Source organism: Psychromonas saccharinae (assembly GCF_051201515.1).
Classification (GTDB): Bacteria; Pseudomonadota; Gammaproteobacteria; order Enterobacterales; family Psychromonadaceae; genus Psychromonas.
The window spans coordinates 2,053,339-2,070,515 of record NZ_CP195153.1; the positions used below are offsets into that span (position 1 = coordinate 2,053,339).

General features: G+C 39.7%; 16 protein-coding genes. 9 read left to right on the forward strand and 7 right to left on the reverse strand.

Annotated features, from left to right (window positions below):
- Position 1: 1 nt before the first annotated feature.
- The 6 genes from ACR30L_RS09075 to ACR30L_RS09100 all read right to left on the reverse strand — a co-directional run bounded on the left by ACR30L_RS09075 (position 2) and on the right by ACR30L_RS09100 (position 5,537).
- Positions 2–403, reverse strand: a complete 402-nt coding sequence (locus tag ACR30L_RS09075) for an ExbD/TolR family protein (RefSeq protein ID WP_435237690.1) — start codon at positions 401–403, stop codon at positions 2–4.
- A complete protein-coding gene (locus tag ACR30L_RS09080; RefSeq protein WP_435237691.1) occupies positions 400–942 on the reverse strand; it encodes a MotA/TolQ/ExbB proton channel family protein in 543 nt (180 codons plus the stop codon). Before ACR30L_RS09080 ends, ACR30L_RS09075 begins: the two co-directional genes overlap by 4 nt.
- A complete protein-coding gene (locus ACR30L_RS09085; RefSeq protein WP_435237692.1) occupies positions 930–2,261 on the reverse strand; it encodes a MotA/TolQ/ExbB proton channel family protein in 1,332 nt (443 codons plus the stop codon). The genes ACR30L_RS09080 and ACR30L_RS09085 overlap by 13 nt, the downstream gene beginning before the upstream one ends.
- A complete protein-coding gene (locus ACR30L_RS09090) occupies positions 2,258–3,013 on the reverse strand; it encodes a DUF3450 domain-containing protein (protein WP_435237693.1) in 756 nt (251 codons plus the stop codon). The genes ACR30L_RS09085 and ACR30L_RS09090 overlap by 4 nt, the downstream gene beginning before the upstream one ends.
- A 24-nt stretch (positions 3,014–3,037) precedes the next feature.
- Positions 3,038–3,343 carry a DUF2218 domain-containing protein gene (locus tag ACR30L_RS09095; protein WP_435237694.1) on the reverse strand — a complete coding sequence of 102 codons (306 nt, stop codon included), beginning with the start codon at positions 3,341–3,343 and terminating at the stop codon, positions 3,038–3,040.
- 205 nt (positions 3,344–3,548) lie between these two features.
- Positions 3,549–5,537: a TonB-dependent siderophore receptor gene (locus ACR30L_RS09100; protein ID WP_435237695.1), complete on the reverse strand. Its 1,989-nt coding sequence runs from the start codon at positions 5,535–5,537 to the stop codon at positions 3,549–3,551.
- Positions 5,538–5,657: 120 nt separating this feature from the next.
- Here ACR30L_RS09100 and ACR30L_RS09105 point away from each other — a divergent pair, with 120 nt between their 5' ends.
- The 8 genes from ACR30L_RS09105 to ACR30L_RS09140 all read left to right on the forward strand — a co-directional run bounded on the left by ACR30L_RS09105 (position 5,658) and on the right by ACR30L_RS09140 (position 15,733).
- Positions 5,658–6,650, forward strand: a complete 993-nt coding sequence (locus tag ACR30L_RS09105; protein WP_435237696.1) for a helix-turn-helix transcriptional regulator — start codon at positions 5,658–5,660, stop codon at positions 6,648–6,650.
- Positions 6,651–6,760: 110 nt separating this feature from the next.
- Entirely contained in the window at positions 6,761–7,621 is an 861-nt protein-coding gene (locus tag ACR30L_RS09110; protein ID WP_435237697.1) for an AraC family transcriptional regulator, read from the forward strand.
- 134 nt (positions 7,622–7,755) lie between these two features.
- Positions 7,756–9,924: a TonB-dependent siderophore receptor gene (locus ACR30L_RS09115; protein ID WP_435237698.1), complete on the forward strand. Its 2,169-nt coding sequence runs from the start codon at positions 7,756–7,758 to the stop codon at positions 9,922–9,924.
- 84 nt (positions 9,925–10,008) lie between these two features.
- Entirely contained in the window at positions 10,009–10,737 is a 729-nt protein-coding gene (locus ACR30L_RS09120; RefSeq protein ID WP_435237891.1) for a siderophore ferric iron reductase, read from the forward strand.
- A complete protein-coding gene (locus ACR30L_RS09125) occupies positions 10,709–11,476 on the forward strand; it encodes an ABC transporter ATP-binding protein (RefSeq protein WP_435237699.1) in 768 nt (255 codons plus the stop codon). The genes ACR30L_RS09120 and ACR30L_RS09125 overlap by 29 nt, the downstream gene beginning before the upstream one ends.
- Positions 11,470–12,399, forward strand: coding sequence for an iron-siderophore ABC transporter substrate-binding protein (locus ACR30L_RS09130; protein ID WP_435237700.1), 930 nt, complete (start codon positions 11,470–11,472; stop codon positions 12,397–12,399). The genes ACR30L_RS09125 and ACR30L_RS09130 overlap by 7 nt, the downstream gene beginning before the upstream one ends.
- Positions 12,392–14,404: a Fe(3+)-hydroxamate ABC transporter permease FhuB gene (gene fhuB, locus ACR30L_RS09135; protein WP_435237701.1), complete on the forward strand. Its 2,013-nt coding sequence runs from the start codon at positions 12,392–12,394 to the stop codon at positions 14,402–14,404. The genes ACR30L_RS09130 and fhuB overlap by 8 nt, the downstream gene beginning before the upstream one ends.
- Positions 14,405–14,848: 444 nt before the next feature.
- Entirely contained in the window at positions 14,849–15,733 is an 885-nt protein-coding gene (locus ACR30L_RS09140; RefSeq protein ID WP_435237702.1) for an MYG1 family protein, read from the forward strand.
- On the opposite strand, the gene ACR30L_RS09145 is transcribed toward ACR30L_RS09140, so the two are convergent.
- Positions 15,730–16,554: a sugar phosphate isomerase/epimerase family protein gene (locus tag ACR30L_RS09145; RefSeq protein ID WP_435237703.1), complete on the reverse strand. Its 825-nt coding sequence runs from the start codon at positions 16,552–16,554 to the stop codon at positions 15,730–15,732. The genes ACR30L_RS09140 and ACR30L_RS09145 overlap by 4 nt on opposite strands.
- A 93-nt stretch (positions 16,555–16,647) precedes the next feature.
- On the opposite strand from ACR30L_RS09145, the gene ACR30L_RS09150 reads away from it, so the two are divergent.
- Complete coding sequence (locus tag ACR30L_RS09150) at positions 16,648–17,004, forward strand: peroxiredoxin family protein (RefSeq protein WP_435237704.1); 357 nt, start codon at positions 16,648–16,650, stop codon at positions 17,002–17,004.
- The last annotated feature ends 173 nt before the right edge of the window (positions 17,005–17,177 follow it).

The following is a 17,177-nucleotide window of genomic DNA, read 5'->3' on the forward strand; positions in this document are numbered from 1 at the left end:
TTTATTGTTCCGTCGCCAGTGCAATATTAGTAATACCAGCACCTTTAGCTGCATCCATGACCGCAATCACGGTTCCATTAAAGGCGTATTCATCTGCTTGAATAACCAATGACAATTCAGGTTGTTCAATTAATAAATTTTCTAGTGTTGCCTGAACACGTTCTTTATCAACAACACGTTTATTAATGTATATTTCATTTTTAGCGGTGACGGCAATAAATAAGCCAGCATCTTTTTGGCTAGCAGCATTCGTCGCCTGTGGTCGATTAACTTCAATACCGGACTCATTAACAAAGGAACTTGTGACGATAAAGAAAATAAGCATGATAAAGACAATGTCGAGCATAGACGTCATATCAATTTCAGCTTCATCTTGGATTTTTCTGCGACTACCTAATCTCATGCTCGACTCCTTAATAACTTATCCAGATGTAATTCTTTTTTTTCCATCATGGAAAACAATTGCGAATAAAAAAATACGGCAGCCAAAGCGGCTACCATACCGGCCATGGTGGGCAGTGTGGCCATAGAAATACCTGCAGCCATTAATTTTGGCTCAGACGTACCTTGCATAGATAGGGTATCAAAGACTGAAATCATCCCCGTTACGGTGCCAAGTAGCCCCAGCATCGGGAACAATGCAATTAAGCATTTTAAAATATGCAAGTGTTGAAAAAGTAAAAGATGCGCTTGACTTAGCCAAGCATCACGTTGTTTGTGTGCATACCAGGATTGATGCTCATGCCGTATTTTCCATTGTGTTAACCAGTGTTGTTGGCGTTTAGGAAAAATAAACAGCACAAACAATATTCGTTCAATCGCGATTAACCAAAAAACAAAGATAAGCGCAGCTAACCACCATAAAACCGGGCCGCCTTTATCCATAAATTGGCCTAAAGAATCAAATATGATTGCGTCTTTAATCAAACTTATGCTAAGCATGATTCGCCACTTCCGTTGTTTTCTTCTGCTCGTTGAGCAACTAACCCTAAACCTTGTTTTTCAAGTAAGGTTCTCACATTATCCGCTAGGGCATTTAAAATATTGTAAAGGAACAATAATGGCATCGCTGCAATCAGACCTAATACCGTCGTGACTAGGGCGGTTGAAATACTTTCGGCCATGAGCTTAGGATCTGCATTACCATATTGGGTAATGACTTGGAATGTTTCAATCATCCCTGTTACCGTACCTAATAAACCGAGCATGGGGGAAAGGGCGGCTAACAGTTTTAACATGGATAAACCACGTTCAAGTTTTTGTTGCTCATCAAGCACAATTTCGTAAAGACGTAATTCTAGCGCTTCTACATTGGGTGATTTATCGTATTTATAAACTCCTAAAATACGCCCCAGAGGGTTATTACCAATGCGCTCCTTATGTTTTAATTGGGCGTTAATTTTCAGCTTGTTATAAAATAAAAATCCGCCTTGGCAAAGACCTAATAATAAACCAATGATTAAGAAACCAAGGATGACCTTGCCGATCACGCCACCTTGTTCAAATCGTTCGAACAAGGTAGGGGTTAGGGCAAGTTGCTCCAGTAATGTGCCATTACTCGGATCAATCGCAATCAGGGAATTATTGTCTAATTGCGTTGCTGAAGGTGCCGGTTCCGGTTGTACAAGGTAATGGCTTGCGATATTTTCTTTGCTTGACCAGTTTAAATATCCCCGATCATCAATAAGGCCAAATCCACCTAAACGGGTGACTTGTTTCGTTTCCTTGGTGCCATTTTCAGTAATATACGGAACATCAATCTTGACGATTTTCCCACTTGAATCAATGTGGTTCATAAACGCTTGCCAAAGCGTGTATAACTGTTCCCGAGAAGGTAATGTTTTGGCATCAATAATGGCAGAAATTGCCTTTATTTCAGTTGTTTGACCAATACTTGTTACACGGTCACTTTGTTCATTATAAAAGGATTTTGCTACCTGACGGACAACCCCGAATAATTCGCCCAAGCTACCCGATGCTAAATGCAATGCTTTATCTTTTTCAGATAGTTGTAATTCATTGTCGGCAAATTGCGCGCTAAGTTGATCAATAGAAGTTTGTAATGCTTCTTTTTCTGCTAGAAGCTTATCGCGTATTGCACGATTTTTGGCTTCAATCGCTTTAAATTCAGCAACACGTTGTTGTTCACTGCTTTGCTGTTGTTTTTTAGCTTGTTGCGTTGTTTGTAATAAGTTCGTTTCGGCATGACTTGTAAAAGTAACCAATGAGCAAAGCAATATTGGGATTAAGTAACGGTTCATTGGTTTACCTCTGCGATAGATAAAGGTAGGAAGAGCAAAGCGGGTGAAGCAAGTTTATTGGCAACGAGGTACGCATGAGCTAATTGCTGAGTCTCTTTTTCCCATGATGTCCACTGCTGTTGTTGATTATTCCATACCCAATAATGTTGTTTATTTAAACTACGAGCGATTAATGAAAGGTGTCCGAGGTGAAGTATTTCAACTTGCTTTTCTTCGTTATCAACGGTGATTGGGCCTAAATATACACTCAGTTTATTTACATAATCGAGCTCAATTTGATAGGCTTCCATAATCCGACGATATTTTTCTGCATCGGCAATGTCAGCCTGCACCATAAGCGTTTTGAGGCTATTAACACGTGCTTTTCTTGCTGTTTTACGTAGGGGGAAATCATCGTCGACATACTGAGTTAATGTGTCGAGCATTTTGTACATTAATGGGACAATACTTTGCTTCGTTTCAGTGAGTTCATTGAGTTGAATATCGAGGCTAGATAACTCATTTTGTTGACTTGTTAACAGTCGTTGTAAATGCTGCTGGTATACGGTCAACTGGTCAATGTTTTCCTTCAATGATTTAATCTCATTCAGTAATTCAAGATTGTTGTCAGCACTGGTTGAAATGGTTTTTTGGCTTTGTTGCGCATGGTTAAGAATCGATTTTTCAATGGATTCTGATTGATTTAACGCTGCGCTAGTTGCCTGAACAGTCATAATAAGTGTCATGCTGGCAATGAGATGTTTTATGTGCATTATTTGTCCGTTTTGTCCGATTAATTATTCCAGTGTTGATTTATCATGTGACCAAATCAGCGCAATGGTTTCTCTTCGTGAAAGCATTAATATATGCTGCTCCAAAATCTTTTTTACCGTTGCCAGTGGCTCAATGGCTTCGGCACTACAGACCAGTTCCAACTCATCGCTTGTATCAATGAGTGTAAAGTTGCAATTCCCCATCGCGAAATTGACTTCACCTTGATGATCATCCCATGTTGCCGGCACTTTTCTTGCGAAATGACGACAGAGGCTTTTTAGATAATGCGCACTGTTTTCTGATTTTATGATTGTTTTACTGTAAAACATGTTTGATTATTCCTTGTTTTACGAAGCGTTCTTTTACCTGATCTAAGAACTATTTATAGTTAATTTAATTGTCGGTAATAAGAATCATTCGCATTATACTGTTGTTGATTGATTGTGCAAGACTATGATCTTAAAAAATTTAATGATCTATATGATTTACAAATGTGGGAGCGCTCATCGCAGCAGGGGCGATGAGCGATAAACATTAAAATTGGTAGGAAGCTGATAATTTATAATTACGACCAGGTTCATAATCGTCTAATACATAACCTTTAGCTGAGCCAGTTCTTGATGCATGGGATACATACAATTCATTGGTTATATTATCAATTCCGAAGGTGATTTGTAGTCCGTCAATACTTGATGAGGTCCATTGCGCATATAAATCATGTGTGTTGTAAGCTTCTTTGACATCACTGTCGGCTTCAACATTATCTTCTTCAAGTACAATGGTAGATGTCCAACCAAATATCGTATTAATTGAATCTGCTTGGTAATCGAGGGTTAATGCGATGCTATCTCCAACATCCATACTACGACCATTGCCATCCAGCAATGCCGTATCGGTTGTTGTATTGTTAGACTCTGAGCGAGAATAGGATAGTTTTGACAGGAACGCGTTATACCCATAGCTTGTACTAATCTCAAACCCTTTAATTTCTGCGTCACCGATATTTTCAATGAGGTAACCATCTGTGTCCCAGGTTTCAGCAATGTAATCATTAATATCTGTTTTGAATACGGTTGCACTTGCGCTAATGATATGAGCACCGAAATATTGAGAAAAACGCGCGCCAATTTGTGAATTTAATCCAGTTTCCGCTTTTATATCTTCATCTAAGTAGGTTACATCTTGATATTTGATAAAGGTTTCAAGTAACTCTGGCCCCTTAAACAAACTCCGTGTGCTTGCAAATACGCTGAAATTATCGTTGATGTCCCAATCTGCTGCTAATCCCCAGGTGATATCATTAAATGTAGTATCACTGGTTTCTGCATCACGATTGAAGTTGTCGTAGCGGATCCCTGCTGTGATTGAGAAATCGGGCGTAAAGTAAATCTTATCTTCAATAAATACCGCACTGGAGCGTGTACTTTCTTCCATAAATTTAACAACACCATAGCTGCTAGTCGTATTTTGGTCGATCAGATCAACGCCGTAAGTTAACTGATTATTGAAATTCGCAATCGCGAGTTGAGATTGAAACTGAGCATTGGCGCCGATATTGTGATTCGTTGCCGTATTAACAGAGACACGGTCTTCAGGCCAAACACCTGCCATTACGGATTCATCACGTGTTATTTTTGTTTCACTGCTAAACAGTGTTACTTTCCCGGATGTATTCGCACCTGTTAGTTCATAGGAACCGGTAATTGTATCGCGATCATAATCCGTTGGGATCAGTAGATCATCACTGAAGGCTTGGTTTGTTGCACCGGACATATCTGGGCGCGGATTATAATCGCCACTATCGCGGTACATATCGTAACTTAGTTCAAATCGATGATTAATAGAAGGCTCATAGCCAATCTTAAATAACGCATTGGAAACTTGTCCTGCGGAGCCATAGGTTTCTGTGCCATCACCATCTTCAAAATTATCACGGTCAACAATATTACCGTAGGCCATCGCATCCACATTATCACTCAATAAACCATAGACGGTTAATGAACCCTGTTGATTGTCATTACTTGCAATACCACCGTAAACACGTGCACCAAATTTTTCCCCGGCGCGTAATAACTCTTTACCGTCCTTTGTCTCAAAGGAAACGGAACCGCCGAGAGATGATTGTGTGACGGAGTTATTACCCACTTCAATATCAACGGATTTTAAAATATCAGGATTAAGCGTTAAATTACCAATATGGTGAAACATATTGGCATGTTGTGATGCGCCATCTAAACGAATATCTAAATCACTTTCACCAAAACTGCGAATATTGATACGTTGTGTCAATGAATGTGTACCCCCTACATCAACACCGGGTATATCTCGTAATAAATCAGACATATGATCCGCTTGTTTTAATGACATATCTTGATCGCCCAAAAATTCAGAGTTGCTGGCTACGCTGGTTCCCCAAACAACAACGGATTCGTCCGATGATGTTTCTTCGGCTATTACCTGCGTACTGATAGCTAACATCACGGCGAGATACACTTTTGCATGCTTGTTTGGTGCTAATTTCATTTTATTCCCTTATTATAAATGGTATTGATACTTATTCGCATTTATAATAAGAAAAAGGATAACGCGGTGACAGCATAATTAGTTATGCAAAACAGCCATTATGTTATGAGGGAAAAGCACATGACTACCAAACACAATTTAACGGCTAACTTTAGCAAAGGGACATTCATACGTTGCTTAGAAAAAAATAATACACAGTACCTTATATCCGATAGGCAAGCGCAACATCTGACCTTGGTTACAGGTAAATTATTGTCCTATCAGGTGCCCAATGGTTTTTGTCTACATGGTGGCATAACGCAAGAGCTGGTTAATTTCCATGTTATTGCTACTGCACAGAAGTCCTTGAATATTACTATTTTATTACGGGGGAAATTAGACTTTGGCTACGACAATCTGATGTTTCATTTGGATGCAGAATCGGAAAATAGTGCCGTAGTTGTGAATTTAGCTCGGCCGGTTACCTTTTGTCGATTGATCCACGAAAATAATAACGTTGTTAAATTACACATTACATTGCCATTGCATTGGATTGAAAGTCGGGTTGGTTTAATGGATCCGCTCAGTACCTTTATTCAACATCATCTAGACCATATAGTGATCAAGCTTAATAAGGTCATGTTAACCTTAGCCAACGAGATTATTAAACTCGGCACGCCAGAAAGTTTTATGGACAAAATGCATATCGAGGTGCTGACTAAATCATTACTGTATGAAATATTTAAACAATGTAAGCAAGGGGATAGTGAGACATTAGATCGTATTAACGTAAATCAACATAGTAAAGTCGATCCTTTTGATAAAACATTAGATGATTTGTTGAAGTATATTGAAGCGAATCTTGATCAACATTTTTCAGTACAACAATTGGCGCAATATTCTGCGATGAGCTTATCGAGTTTACAACGTAAATTTAAGCATACGATGGGTTATAGCATTCAACGTTATATTCGTCGCCGACGGTTAGAGGTTGCTCGACAGCAATTGGAAAGGGGAGTGATCAGTATTACCGAAGCTGCTTATAATGCCGGTTACCGTCATCCCTCTAATTTCACCAATGCTTTTAAAAAAACATTTGGTTTTGCTCCCCGAGAAACGGTTCAACAATCATAGCGTTTAACTTCTTAAATGTTGATAATGATAATTGTTCGCATTATAATGAGGTTTATTTGTGTCTGTTTATACAGAACTGAAATTAATTAGCATAGGACGTTGATAAGATCGTGAAAACAAGGAGTGCTTCATCACTTAGCCGAATTGAGTTGGTACTTGATTATATCGACAATTCATTACATCGGCCCCTTTCTTTAGATGAATTAGCGACTAAAAGTTGCTGGTCAAGATGGCAATTACAGCGTGTTTTTCAAGAGTGTACCCAACAAAGTGTCGGATGTTATGTACGAGAACAAAAATTAGCCAAGGCGGCGCAGTTAGTATTATCTAATCAACATAGGATGATTGATATTGCGCTGATGCTCGGGTTTAGTTCTGAAATGGCATTTAGTCGGGCGTTTAAATCTTATTTTCAGATTGGTCCTAAGCAATACCAAAAAAGAGGGGTAAGTCACGGGATTAAAAAGCCATTAATAAAAAATCCATTTGATACCGACACCTTCGATGCTTTGTTTGTCCAAGTGCGGATTGACTACCTACCAGACACTAACATCTTCGGTGTTGAGCGTGAAATTAACGGGTTAGTGTCCGATAATCCTGATTATATGAAAACCGTGCCACAGGCTTGGCAATCTTTTGAACAAACTTATCAATATAAAAATCCTACTATTGAGCAGTTTATTGGTGTTATTACTGAAAGCAAAGCGGATCTCGTTGGCAGTTTAACGTATTTAGCCGGTTCACAACAACGTTTTGAAGGTGCAGATTGTGTGCAATTACCTGCACAACAATATGCCGTGCTGTCCTTTAATGGGCCAATAAATCAATTCGCAAAATCCGTTGAATGGTTTGTGTTTTCTTGGTTACCTCAATCAGAATATAAGTTAGCAGAGTCCAGTGAACTTGAAGTGTATGCAAAAAATCAGCAAAAACATCCGCTACAAGCTGAATATTGGCTGCCTGTTTTATAATGCATTGTTTCAATATGAGTCTGAATAGCAGAGATAATGCACCAAATTGTTAAGTTTTAATTAAAAAAATAGATAATATGCAAATGATAATCGTTATCGATTAATTTAATGGATTTATAATAGAGCAGATAACTATGACAATCATTGCAAATACCCCCACATTTAAGCGATCACTATTAGCGAGTTCGGTTGCACTTACACTGATGACTTCATCTCAATCTTTTGCTGAGACGCAAGGTCATGACTCGGATATAGAAACCATATCTATATTAGGGAAAACATATCGTAATACAGCCACCAAAACGGCTCTACAGCCAGAAGAAACGCCACAGGCAATTAACGTGATTGATGGTAAGTTACTGGAACAACGTGGCGCCCAATCATTAAATGAAGCCTTACGTTATACGCCGGGCGTTATCACGGAAACCAAGGGCGGATCGGTGACGATGTACGATACCTTTATGATCCGTGGTTTTAGTATTACTCAAAGTTATTACGATGGTCTTGCTTTGCAATACTTAGAAGGTTGGAATCTACAACCGCAAATAGATCCGATTGCTTTGCAACAAATTGAAGTGTTCAAGGGGCCTACCTCTGTACTGTATGGTTCAATGCCACCTGGTGGTATGGTCAATATGATCGCTAAAGCGCCACAGCAAGAACAAAATACAGCATTAGGCGCAACGCTTGGTACGAGTAATTTACGCGAAGCGACGATCGACTCAACGGGCCAAATAGGCGAAAGTGCAGTTTCTTACCGTTTTATTGGTTTAGCACGTAAAAAAGATGGACAAGTCGATACTACCGAAGAGGAGCGTTATGTGATTGCGCCTTCATTGGATTGGGCGCTTTCAGAGAAAACCTCTCTTAACTTAAATGTTTATTACCAAAATGATCCGAATATGGGGATTAATTCATCGTTACCTTCCTCTGGGTCCTTATTTAGTAATGCGAATGGGAGTACTTCCCCTAGCACCTTTGTGGGAGACGTGAATTGGAATAGTTTTGAACGTGAAGTGTTGATGGTCGGATATAAAATCAACCATGAATTTAATAGTAACTGGGCTTTCCTACAAAATGCGCGTTATACCGATGCTGATTTGTTCCAGGAAAATACCTATAGCTATGACAGTTATGATGAAACCACCGGTGACTTAGATCGTTATATTTACAGCACCGATGAAGAATTAAGGGGCTTCACTATCGATAACCAATTAACCGGTGTCGTTAACCTAGCGGGTGTTGATCATCATATTCTCTTGGGTGTTGATTATCAGCATATGAAAGGCGAATCTACCTATAAATCCTATGGTGCAACGAGTCAATTCGGGACCTTTAATATTTTTGATCCAGACAATGACATGATTGACCGCGATGCCTTGGTCGAGTCAGCTTCTTATACGGATATCATTACTATTCGACAATTAGGCGCCTATTTTCAAGATCAAGTACGTCTTAATCGTTTAGTGTTGATTGCTGGTGGACGTTTCGATGCCTATAAAAGTAAAAGTGATTACTCTGGAAGCTACGATTACGAGTTAATTACCGAAGCCGATGACAGTGAGTTTTCTTATCGTTTAGGCGCGTTATATGAATTTGAAAATGGGTTATCGCCCTTTATTAATTATGCGACGAGCTTTGAACCTGTCACCGGTCAAAGTAGTTTTGGCGAATCCTACGATGCTGAAACAGGTGAACAAATTGAAGCGGGTATTAAATATAACTCAGCCGATTACAGTAAAACGGCGACCGTTTCTCTATTTCATATTGTGAAAAATAATGTTGTCATTTCAGATCCCGATTCTGCAGATTATCAAGATCAACTTCAGGTCGGCGAGATCCGTTCCCAGGGGCTTGAGTTAGAGGGACGTTGGTGGATAACCGATAATTTCGATGTGTCAGCGAGTTACACTTACACCGATATGGAGATTACTAAGGACAGTGATAATGGGCTCGAGGGGACAACCCCCATATATGTACCTGAACATGCTGCTAATGTTTGGTCTAATTACCATATCGATAATGGTCTGCTTAATGGTACTCGTTTAAGTGCAGGTATTCGTTATGTCGGGGAAATGCAAATGGATGCAACCAATACCGAAGGAATGGTACCCGATTATATGGTAACGGATTTATCACTCGGTTATGACCTAGGTGGAATAAGCTATTCATTATCCGGCGCTGAATTGAATGTCAGTGTGAATAATGCCTTCGATAAAGAGTATTTCACCTGTTATGACGATGAGAATTGTTGGTACGGTGCAGAACGTACCGTCGAAGTGGGTGTTAAATTCAATCTTTAGTGAATAACGGTTGGTTAGATCACTGTGACCTATTTACGGCGCAGTGGTTTAAACAAGCATAAATAGGAGGTCATTATTAATTTAATTGAAAAAGACTGCCCGTCTTTATTAGCAGTTGCAGCCCATTTTATACCGACCTTAAATGGGCGGGTTAAATCCTGGCAAGTTGGTGATATTTCAGTTAACCGAAATAATGGCGCACTTATTGAGCAGTTTTATCACCATTTACAACAATATCATCCAGAGGCCGATAATATTTATCGCGTGACCTATATCTGGAACTCACTTTGCTGGCAGCCTATATACCTCGCCTTTATTGGTATTTATCAGTTAAATATTGCACCGAATTTTACGGGATTTAGTCAAGTCTATCAGTCAGGAAAAATAGCGGGTTATGGGGTGCCGTCGTTAATCGGAATAAGTGGTGCACGGGAACAGCTAATTAGTTCTATCGGTAGGCAATTACATGCCATATTTGAAGATTGGCGACTTGAATTATGTCAGGCTTATAGCTGTCGGCCGGGCATGAGTAACAAGTTGACTGCCGATAGTTTGATGGTTGCTTTGCAGCATGTACAAAAAATGATGCCTGAAATGACAACCTCAGCATTATTAGTGGATGCGAAGTTATGGTTAAGTGCATTTGGCTTATCACATCGGTTTATTGATGGTTTTGAATATTTACAATCTAACGTTAACTATTGGCGAACAAGCTGTTGCCAAGTTGTCAAAGTGAATGGCACAACTGTATGTGCAAATTGTCCTAAATTAAAAAAGAAACGTGATGTACAAATTAAAAGATGTAAAAGTTAAGCGAGCAGGGCGTGTTATTTTAGATATCGATGCGCTGACGATTGAAGACGATCAGTTTACCGTTATTTTAGGTCATAATGGTTCTGGCAAATCCACACTTGTAAATCTATTATCGGATCAATTTTCACCGGAGCAGGGTTCGGTATTATTAAATAATCGACCCGTGAGTAAATACCCCGCTAAAGCACTTGCAAAGAAAGTGGCTTATTTACCACAACAACTCCCCAATGTTGCCGGATTGAATGTTGAAGAATTAGTGCGTCTTGGGCGTTATCCATGGCGAGGTGTGCTTGGGCGTTGGAATCACCAAGATAAGCATATTATTCATGAAGCCATGCAACAAACGGGTGTTTCTGACTATGCAAAGGATTTGGCCGATCAATTGTCGGGGGGAGAAAAACAACGTGCGTGGATTGCGATGTTATTGGCACAACAATCACAAATCTTGATGTTAGATGAACCAACCTCGGCGCTTGATATTCAACATCAGTATCAACTCATGTCATTACTACAAAAACTAAATAAAGACACGGGATGTGGCATTATTGTCATTATTCATGATCTAAACTTAGCACTTCGTTATGCCAATCGAGTGGTTGCATTAAAGGATGGGAAAGTTGCCTTTAAAGGGGAAACGAAACAGTTAGCTAATGAAACCTTACTGTCGGCATTATATTCAACATCGGTGACGCTCATTGATCATCCAACCTGTGATTGTAAGGTCGCCCTAATATGTTAAAAGTGGTATTAGGTTTAATCGCTGCTTGCATAATGTGTGGTATGGCGAACGCCGAGGGTGAGATACAAAATAGCCGAGGAGCCGGTTTTTCTGCTGATATCCCACAACGTATTGCCACTTTGAATTGGGATATCGCGGAGCAACTAATTGAACTTGATACGCCGCCGATTGCGATGCCCGATGTGGCCGGTTATCGTACATGGGTAGTCAAACCTGCTGCACCTGAAACAATACAGGATATTGGCCGTCGAGAAGAGCCTAATCTTATTCGTTTAGCACAATTAAAGCCGGATTTGATTATTATTGCCACTGCTCAGGCACATTTATTAACCCGTTTAGAGCGCATTGCACCGGTACTATTATTAAACACCTACAGTGCAGATCATAATAACGCGGATACTGCCATTGAAAACTTTTTGAAAATTGCACAAGTATTGAATAAATCGGCATTAGCCAAACAAAAGTTAGCGGCAATGGATGCGCGTTTTACACAGTTATCTGCACAATTAAAGCAAGCGTATGGAGAAATGTTACCGAAAGTGGCTGTTTTTCGTTTTGCTAGTTTAACATCTGTCTACCTATATGGTGGTAATTCCACGGTTGAATATGTATTAAATCGACTCGGGTTTAGTTCAGCGATACCGAAACCCGATACACAATGGGGCGTTACCCAAATACGATTAAATGACCTACAGCACGTCGGAAATGGTATTGCCTTGTATTTTAATCCCTTTGAGCAACAGAAAAAATTATCTCAATCTATTATTTGGCAGGCCATGCCCTTTGTGCGTAATGGACGGATCAATAGTGTTCATTCTGTTTGGAATTATGGTGGTGCAATGTCATTAGGTTATAGCGCTGAGGCAATAACGATGAGTTTATTGGCGATTGCCCCGAAACAAGGGGGGCACCATCATGACTAACACTTATCGGATTGTGTTATTGCTTACGGCAATGATGTTCTGTGTCTTTCTTACCTTGCAAATAGGCCATTCACTGTCTTTATCTGAACAATGGGCAATAGTGCATCGATTTTCCTTTGAAATGAATTTACACGACAGCTTTGCGGCTATTGTGTATGCGCAATCGCAGTTACCGCGAATAGTGATGGCGGTACTGGTAGGGGGAACACTCGGTTTAGTGGGCAGTGTTTTACAGCAATTAACGCAAAATAATTTGCTTAGCCCATTAACATTGGGAACATCCTCTGGAGCCTGGTTAGCGATGGTGATCGGGAGTGTTTGGTTTCCTGTTGTTATGGCTGATTATGCATCGCTAGTGGCATTATTAGGTGCAATATTGACATTGCTGGTGGTTATCTTAATTGTTGGTCTAAAAAACATGTCAGGTTTGCCTATTATTTTGGCTGGGATGGCCATTAATATTTTATTTGGTGCGGTGGCAACGGCGATTGTTTTATTGAATGAACAATACGTTAAAAGCTTATTTATCTGGGGAGCGGGGGACCTTGCTCAAAATGGGTGGGATAATTTAGGTTGGTTAATACCAAAGCTAACCCCGATTGTATTACTGCTTGCCTTTGCTCCAAGGGTACTTGCCATTTTAAGATTAGGGCAGACGGGAGCACAGGCAAGAGGATTAAATATTATGCCTGCCTTTTGCAGTTTATTATTTATTTGTCTTTGGTTGGTATCGGTTTCCATTAGTAGTGTTGGTGTCATTAGTTTTATTGGTCTCCTATCACCGAATATTGCACGTGGGTTAGGCGCAAGAACACCACGTGCTGAATTAATATCAAGTTTATTGTTAGGCGCTATTCTTTTATTAGTTGCTGATATGATTGCGTTATTTGTTAGTGAGATGAGTTTTGAGATGGTGCCAAGCGGCACTGCGGCTGCGTTAATTGGGGCGCCTGCTTTGATTCTTTTTACGCGTCGACAATTAACTGCCCAGGATAATTTATCGCTCTCATTACCTCATACCCAACAGGTGATAAATAAGTGGCAAATAATGAAATTATTAATAATGCTGCTTGGAACATTATTAATTGCCGTGTTTTTGTCACGAACCACGATGGAAGGCGCGGTAAGTTGGATTTGGCAAATACCTGATCATTTTGCATGGCAGTTACAATGGCCACGTTTAGTAACGGCCATATCTGTCGGTGCAGGATTGGCGGTAGCCGGTGTGATTCTTCAACGTCTTATATACAATCCACTTGCTAGCCCTGATATTTTAGGGCTGTCTGCGGGGGCTACGTTTACGTTAGTTGCAGCGGGTGTTTTTCTTGGTGTTAATGTATTTAAATCCGGCCCTGGGCTTGCATTTGCGGGGAGTATGACGGTTTTATTGTTGTTGCTTATATTGGGAAAACGTAATCAATATGCTCCTTCAATGATGATTTTGACTGGGATTGCACTGACCGCATTAATTGATGCCTTAGTGAGTTTCTCTTTAATCAAAGGGAACGAAGACACCTATGCGATTTTAACTTGGTTAGTGGGATCCACCTATCGGGCGACACCTGGTTTATCGCTGATATTGGCGGTAGTAATTGGTGTATTAGCTGCATTTACATTGCTAACAAGCCGATGGTTAACCATTTTATCTTCCGGTCGAGCCTTTGCTAAATCACGTGGCTTAAATGTATCCGTCATCTTTGCTATTTTATTTATTGTCGTGGGATTACTGTGCGCTGTCACAACAACCGCCATGGGACCGGTTGCCTTTGTTGGTTTATTAGCGCCACACATGGCGATTTTATCTGGCGCCAAAAAAGCAAAAACTCAACTTTGGATTGCGATGTTATTCGGTGTCATCTTAATGGTACTAGCCGATTGGTTAGGGCAAAATATTCGATATCCAGTACAAATTGCAGCGGGTACGGTTGTTTCGGTGATTGGCGGTAGTTATTTTTTAGTGTTATTAATAAAAACTAGAAAATCACTTATACCCGTTACCAATTAAGATGCGTTTATCAGTCACTAGCTCGGATACCAAGGCAAGGCGTAACATGATGACCTTTCGAGCGATTAACTGCGTTAATCCTCTATCGGTAGATGTAAAAACAAGACTTTACATCTTTAATGGCTAGTCCTTATCGAATGTTATAACGCAGTATTGCCATGGTTTATAAGAAACGAGCTAGTGACCCGCAGGGCAAGACGAGAGGCAAACATCTTCGTTGTTATAAAGTCTCGGTTTAACCCGTTAGATCTTCACCTTTATGCCTAGAATCTGCTCACTTCTTGTCTTGCTGATTTCTGGATCTTGAATGGTAACGGGTATATATAAACGGTTTTCTGTATTGACCATTAAATTTCAGTTCATTATCAATTAGCACTGTCTCGTTGCTTTAAAAACGATACAATAAGTAATTATTTTAGTGCTAACAAAATTGGAAATATGAATTTGAAAAAAATAATCGGAACACATAGTGGTGCATTTCATGCGGATGATGTCTTTGCCGTTGCCTCTTTATCAATGCTGTACCCAGAGTATGAAATACAACGCTCTCGTGATCCAGAAGTCTGGGCTAAATGTGATTTTTTAGTCGATGTGGGTGGTTATTATAATCACGATGAAAAAATTTATGATCATCACTTTAAAGATGGTCCTGCCTATGATGATGGATTAAAGATGTCTTCTATCGGGCTTATTTGGAAGCATTATGGTGCAGAAATTTGTGGTAGCGAAGTGATTGCAGATCGGGTTTGCAAACGTTTAATCAGACAATTTGATGCAATAGATAATGGCGTTACCCTAACGTCACATATTGAAGACTTTGCTGATACACGTGAAATATCCTTATCGGGATCCATTGGTATGATGAACCCAGTTGATAATGATAAAGCCGATGAGGTTTTTGCTGGTGAAGTCGTGCGAGCGCGCTCATTAATTAAATCGGCAATTGAGCAAGCGACGCATTGGATGAATAGTCGTACTGGTTTAGAGTCGGCTCTTAAAGAGGCATTAGATAAGAAACTTGCTTATATTGTCCTACCTGAAGGGTGTAAATGGACTGAGCATTTATTTAACAGTGAAAACAACGAATCAATACTTTATGCAATTTTCCCCAATGGTGAGAAATGGTACGCACGAGCAGTTCCCGCTGCGCCTGGCGACTTTGCAAACCGTAAAGATTTTCCAAAAACTTGGGCTGGGTTACGGGATGTCGAATTTTCTCAGGTAGCCGGTATTCCCGATGGTGTTTTTTGTCATCATGGTTTATTTATTTGTGCAACGGGGTCGTTTGAGTCAACACTCAAATTAGTGGTAGACGCCATTGATGCTTAACTGACTGCCTGTGCTATTTGGGTAATATATTCCGCTGCTTTTTGATATTCTTCTTCACTTTGAAGGTGCTCAATAATCAGCGGCATATTGGGGTCTATTTTATTGATTGCTTTAATATAGGTACGGTAATCAAGGATACCCAAACCTGCTTGCACTTCTTGAATGCGAATGGGAAATCCCGGTTGAATTTGAATATCCTTCGCATGGCAGCTTTTTATCCTATCGCCAAAGGTTTGTAAAAATGCGTTAATCATTTTCCCATTATCATAATAATCACGCGGTGTGATTAACATATTAACCGGGTCAAAATGGACACCAAAGGCTTTTCTATCAATCGCCTTAAGCAGACGTTGATAGGACTCAATGCTGTCCGGGATCATAAAAGGCATACATTCTAAAACGTAAAAGGTGCGAGTGGGTTTTACAGCATCGATAATCTCTCTGACAGTATCGACAACCATTTCAAAGGTATCATCACTGAAATTTTCTTTATCGGGGCCATTACGAACCGGACCCCTTGAACCTGAAATATTTACACAACAATTTGCATTGACTCGGTCAGCTAATTCAAGTTGGGCTTTACAAAATTCAATAGATTGTTCGCGAATGACAGGGTCTCTGTCTAGGGGACTATTCCAAACTCCGACTTCAGCAATAAGCAGATCGTGTTTTTGGGCGGTATTAAGTAATAATTCAATTTGTTGGTCTGAAGCATCCGCCTTTAGTGGGCAAACACCTGCCCGATAACCTTTATTAATCAACGATTCAGCCCATATGAGCGGATCGTTCGGATTCGCAATTAATTTTCCACCTAATCTCATGTAAATCCCCATTGTTTAAATATTTAATAGACTTATGTGTCTAACCTAGTAAGAATAGCCTTTACTTACTATTATTCGCAAGAGATAAAGCCGATGATTAAATCTATTACGCCGCAACAAATCACACAATTTATGGCCATTAAAAACACGTTTATTGTTAACATCGTTGCCGCTTGGTGCTCAGACTGTACAAAGCAAGCCGTTAATATTGCTGATTTTACTGAAGACTTTTCAAGAGATGATATTCAAGTTTATAACGTAAATGTGCAAGATGTACGTAATGTTTATTTAACTTTGGATCATCAAGATATTACTGAAAAATTTGGTGGGCATGGTTTTCCGAGAACGGTGTTGATTAAAAAGGGTGAAGTGTTGGATGCCGATAATGTTGAAGTCATTTCAGCTCAACAATTATCACAACTTGGTGAACAATTTAAACAACAATTATAATTTTAGCGTGTTTCTGACTAGGCATAAATAATTGCTTAGTCTTTTCGTATTTTAATGATTCCTTTCTGCACGATTCATATATTTATACTCCTCGATATTGACACTGCAACAAATTAGTTGATCGAATCAACTAACCTGTTAAAATTAGATGATTGAGTCAACTATATTTAAGG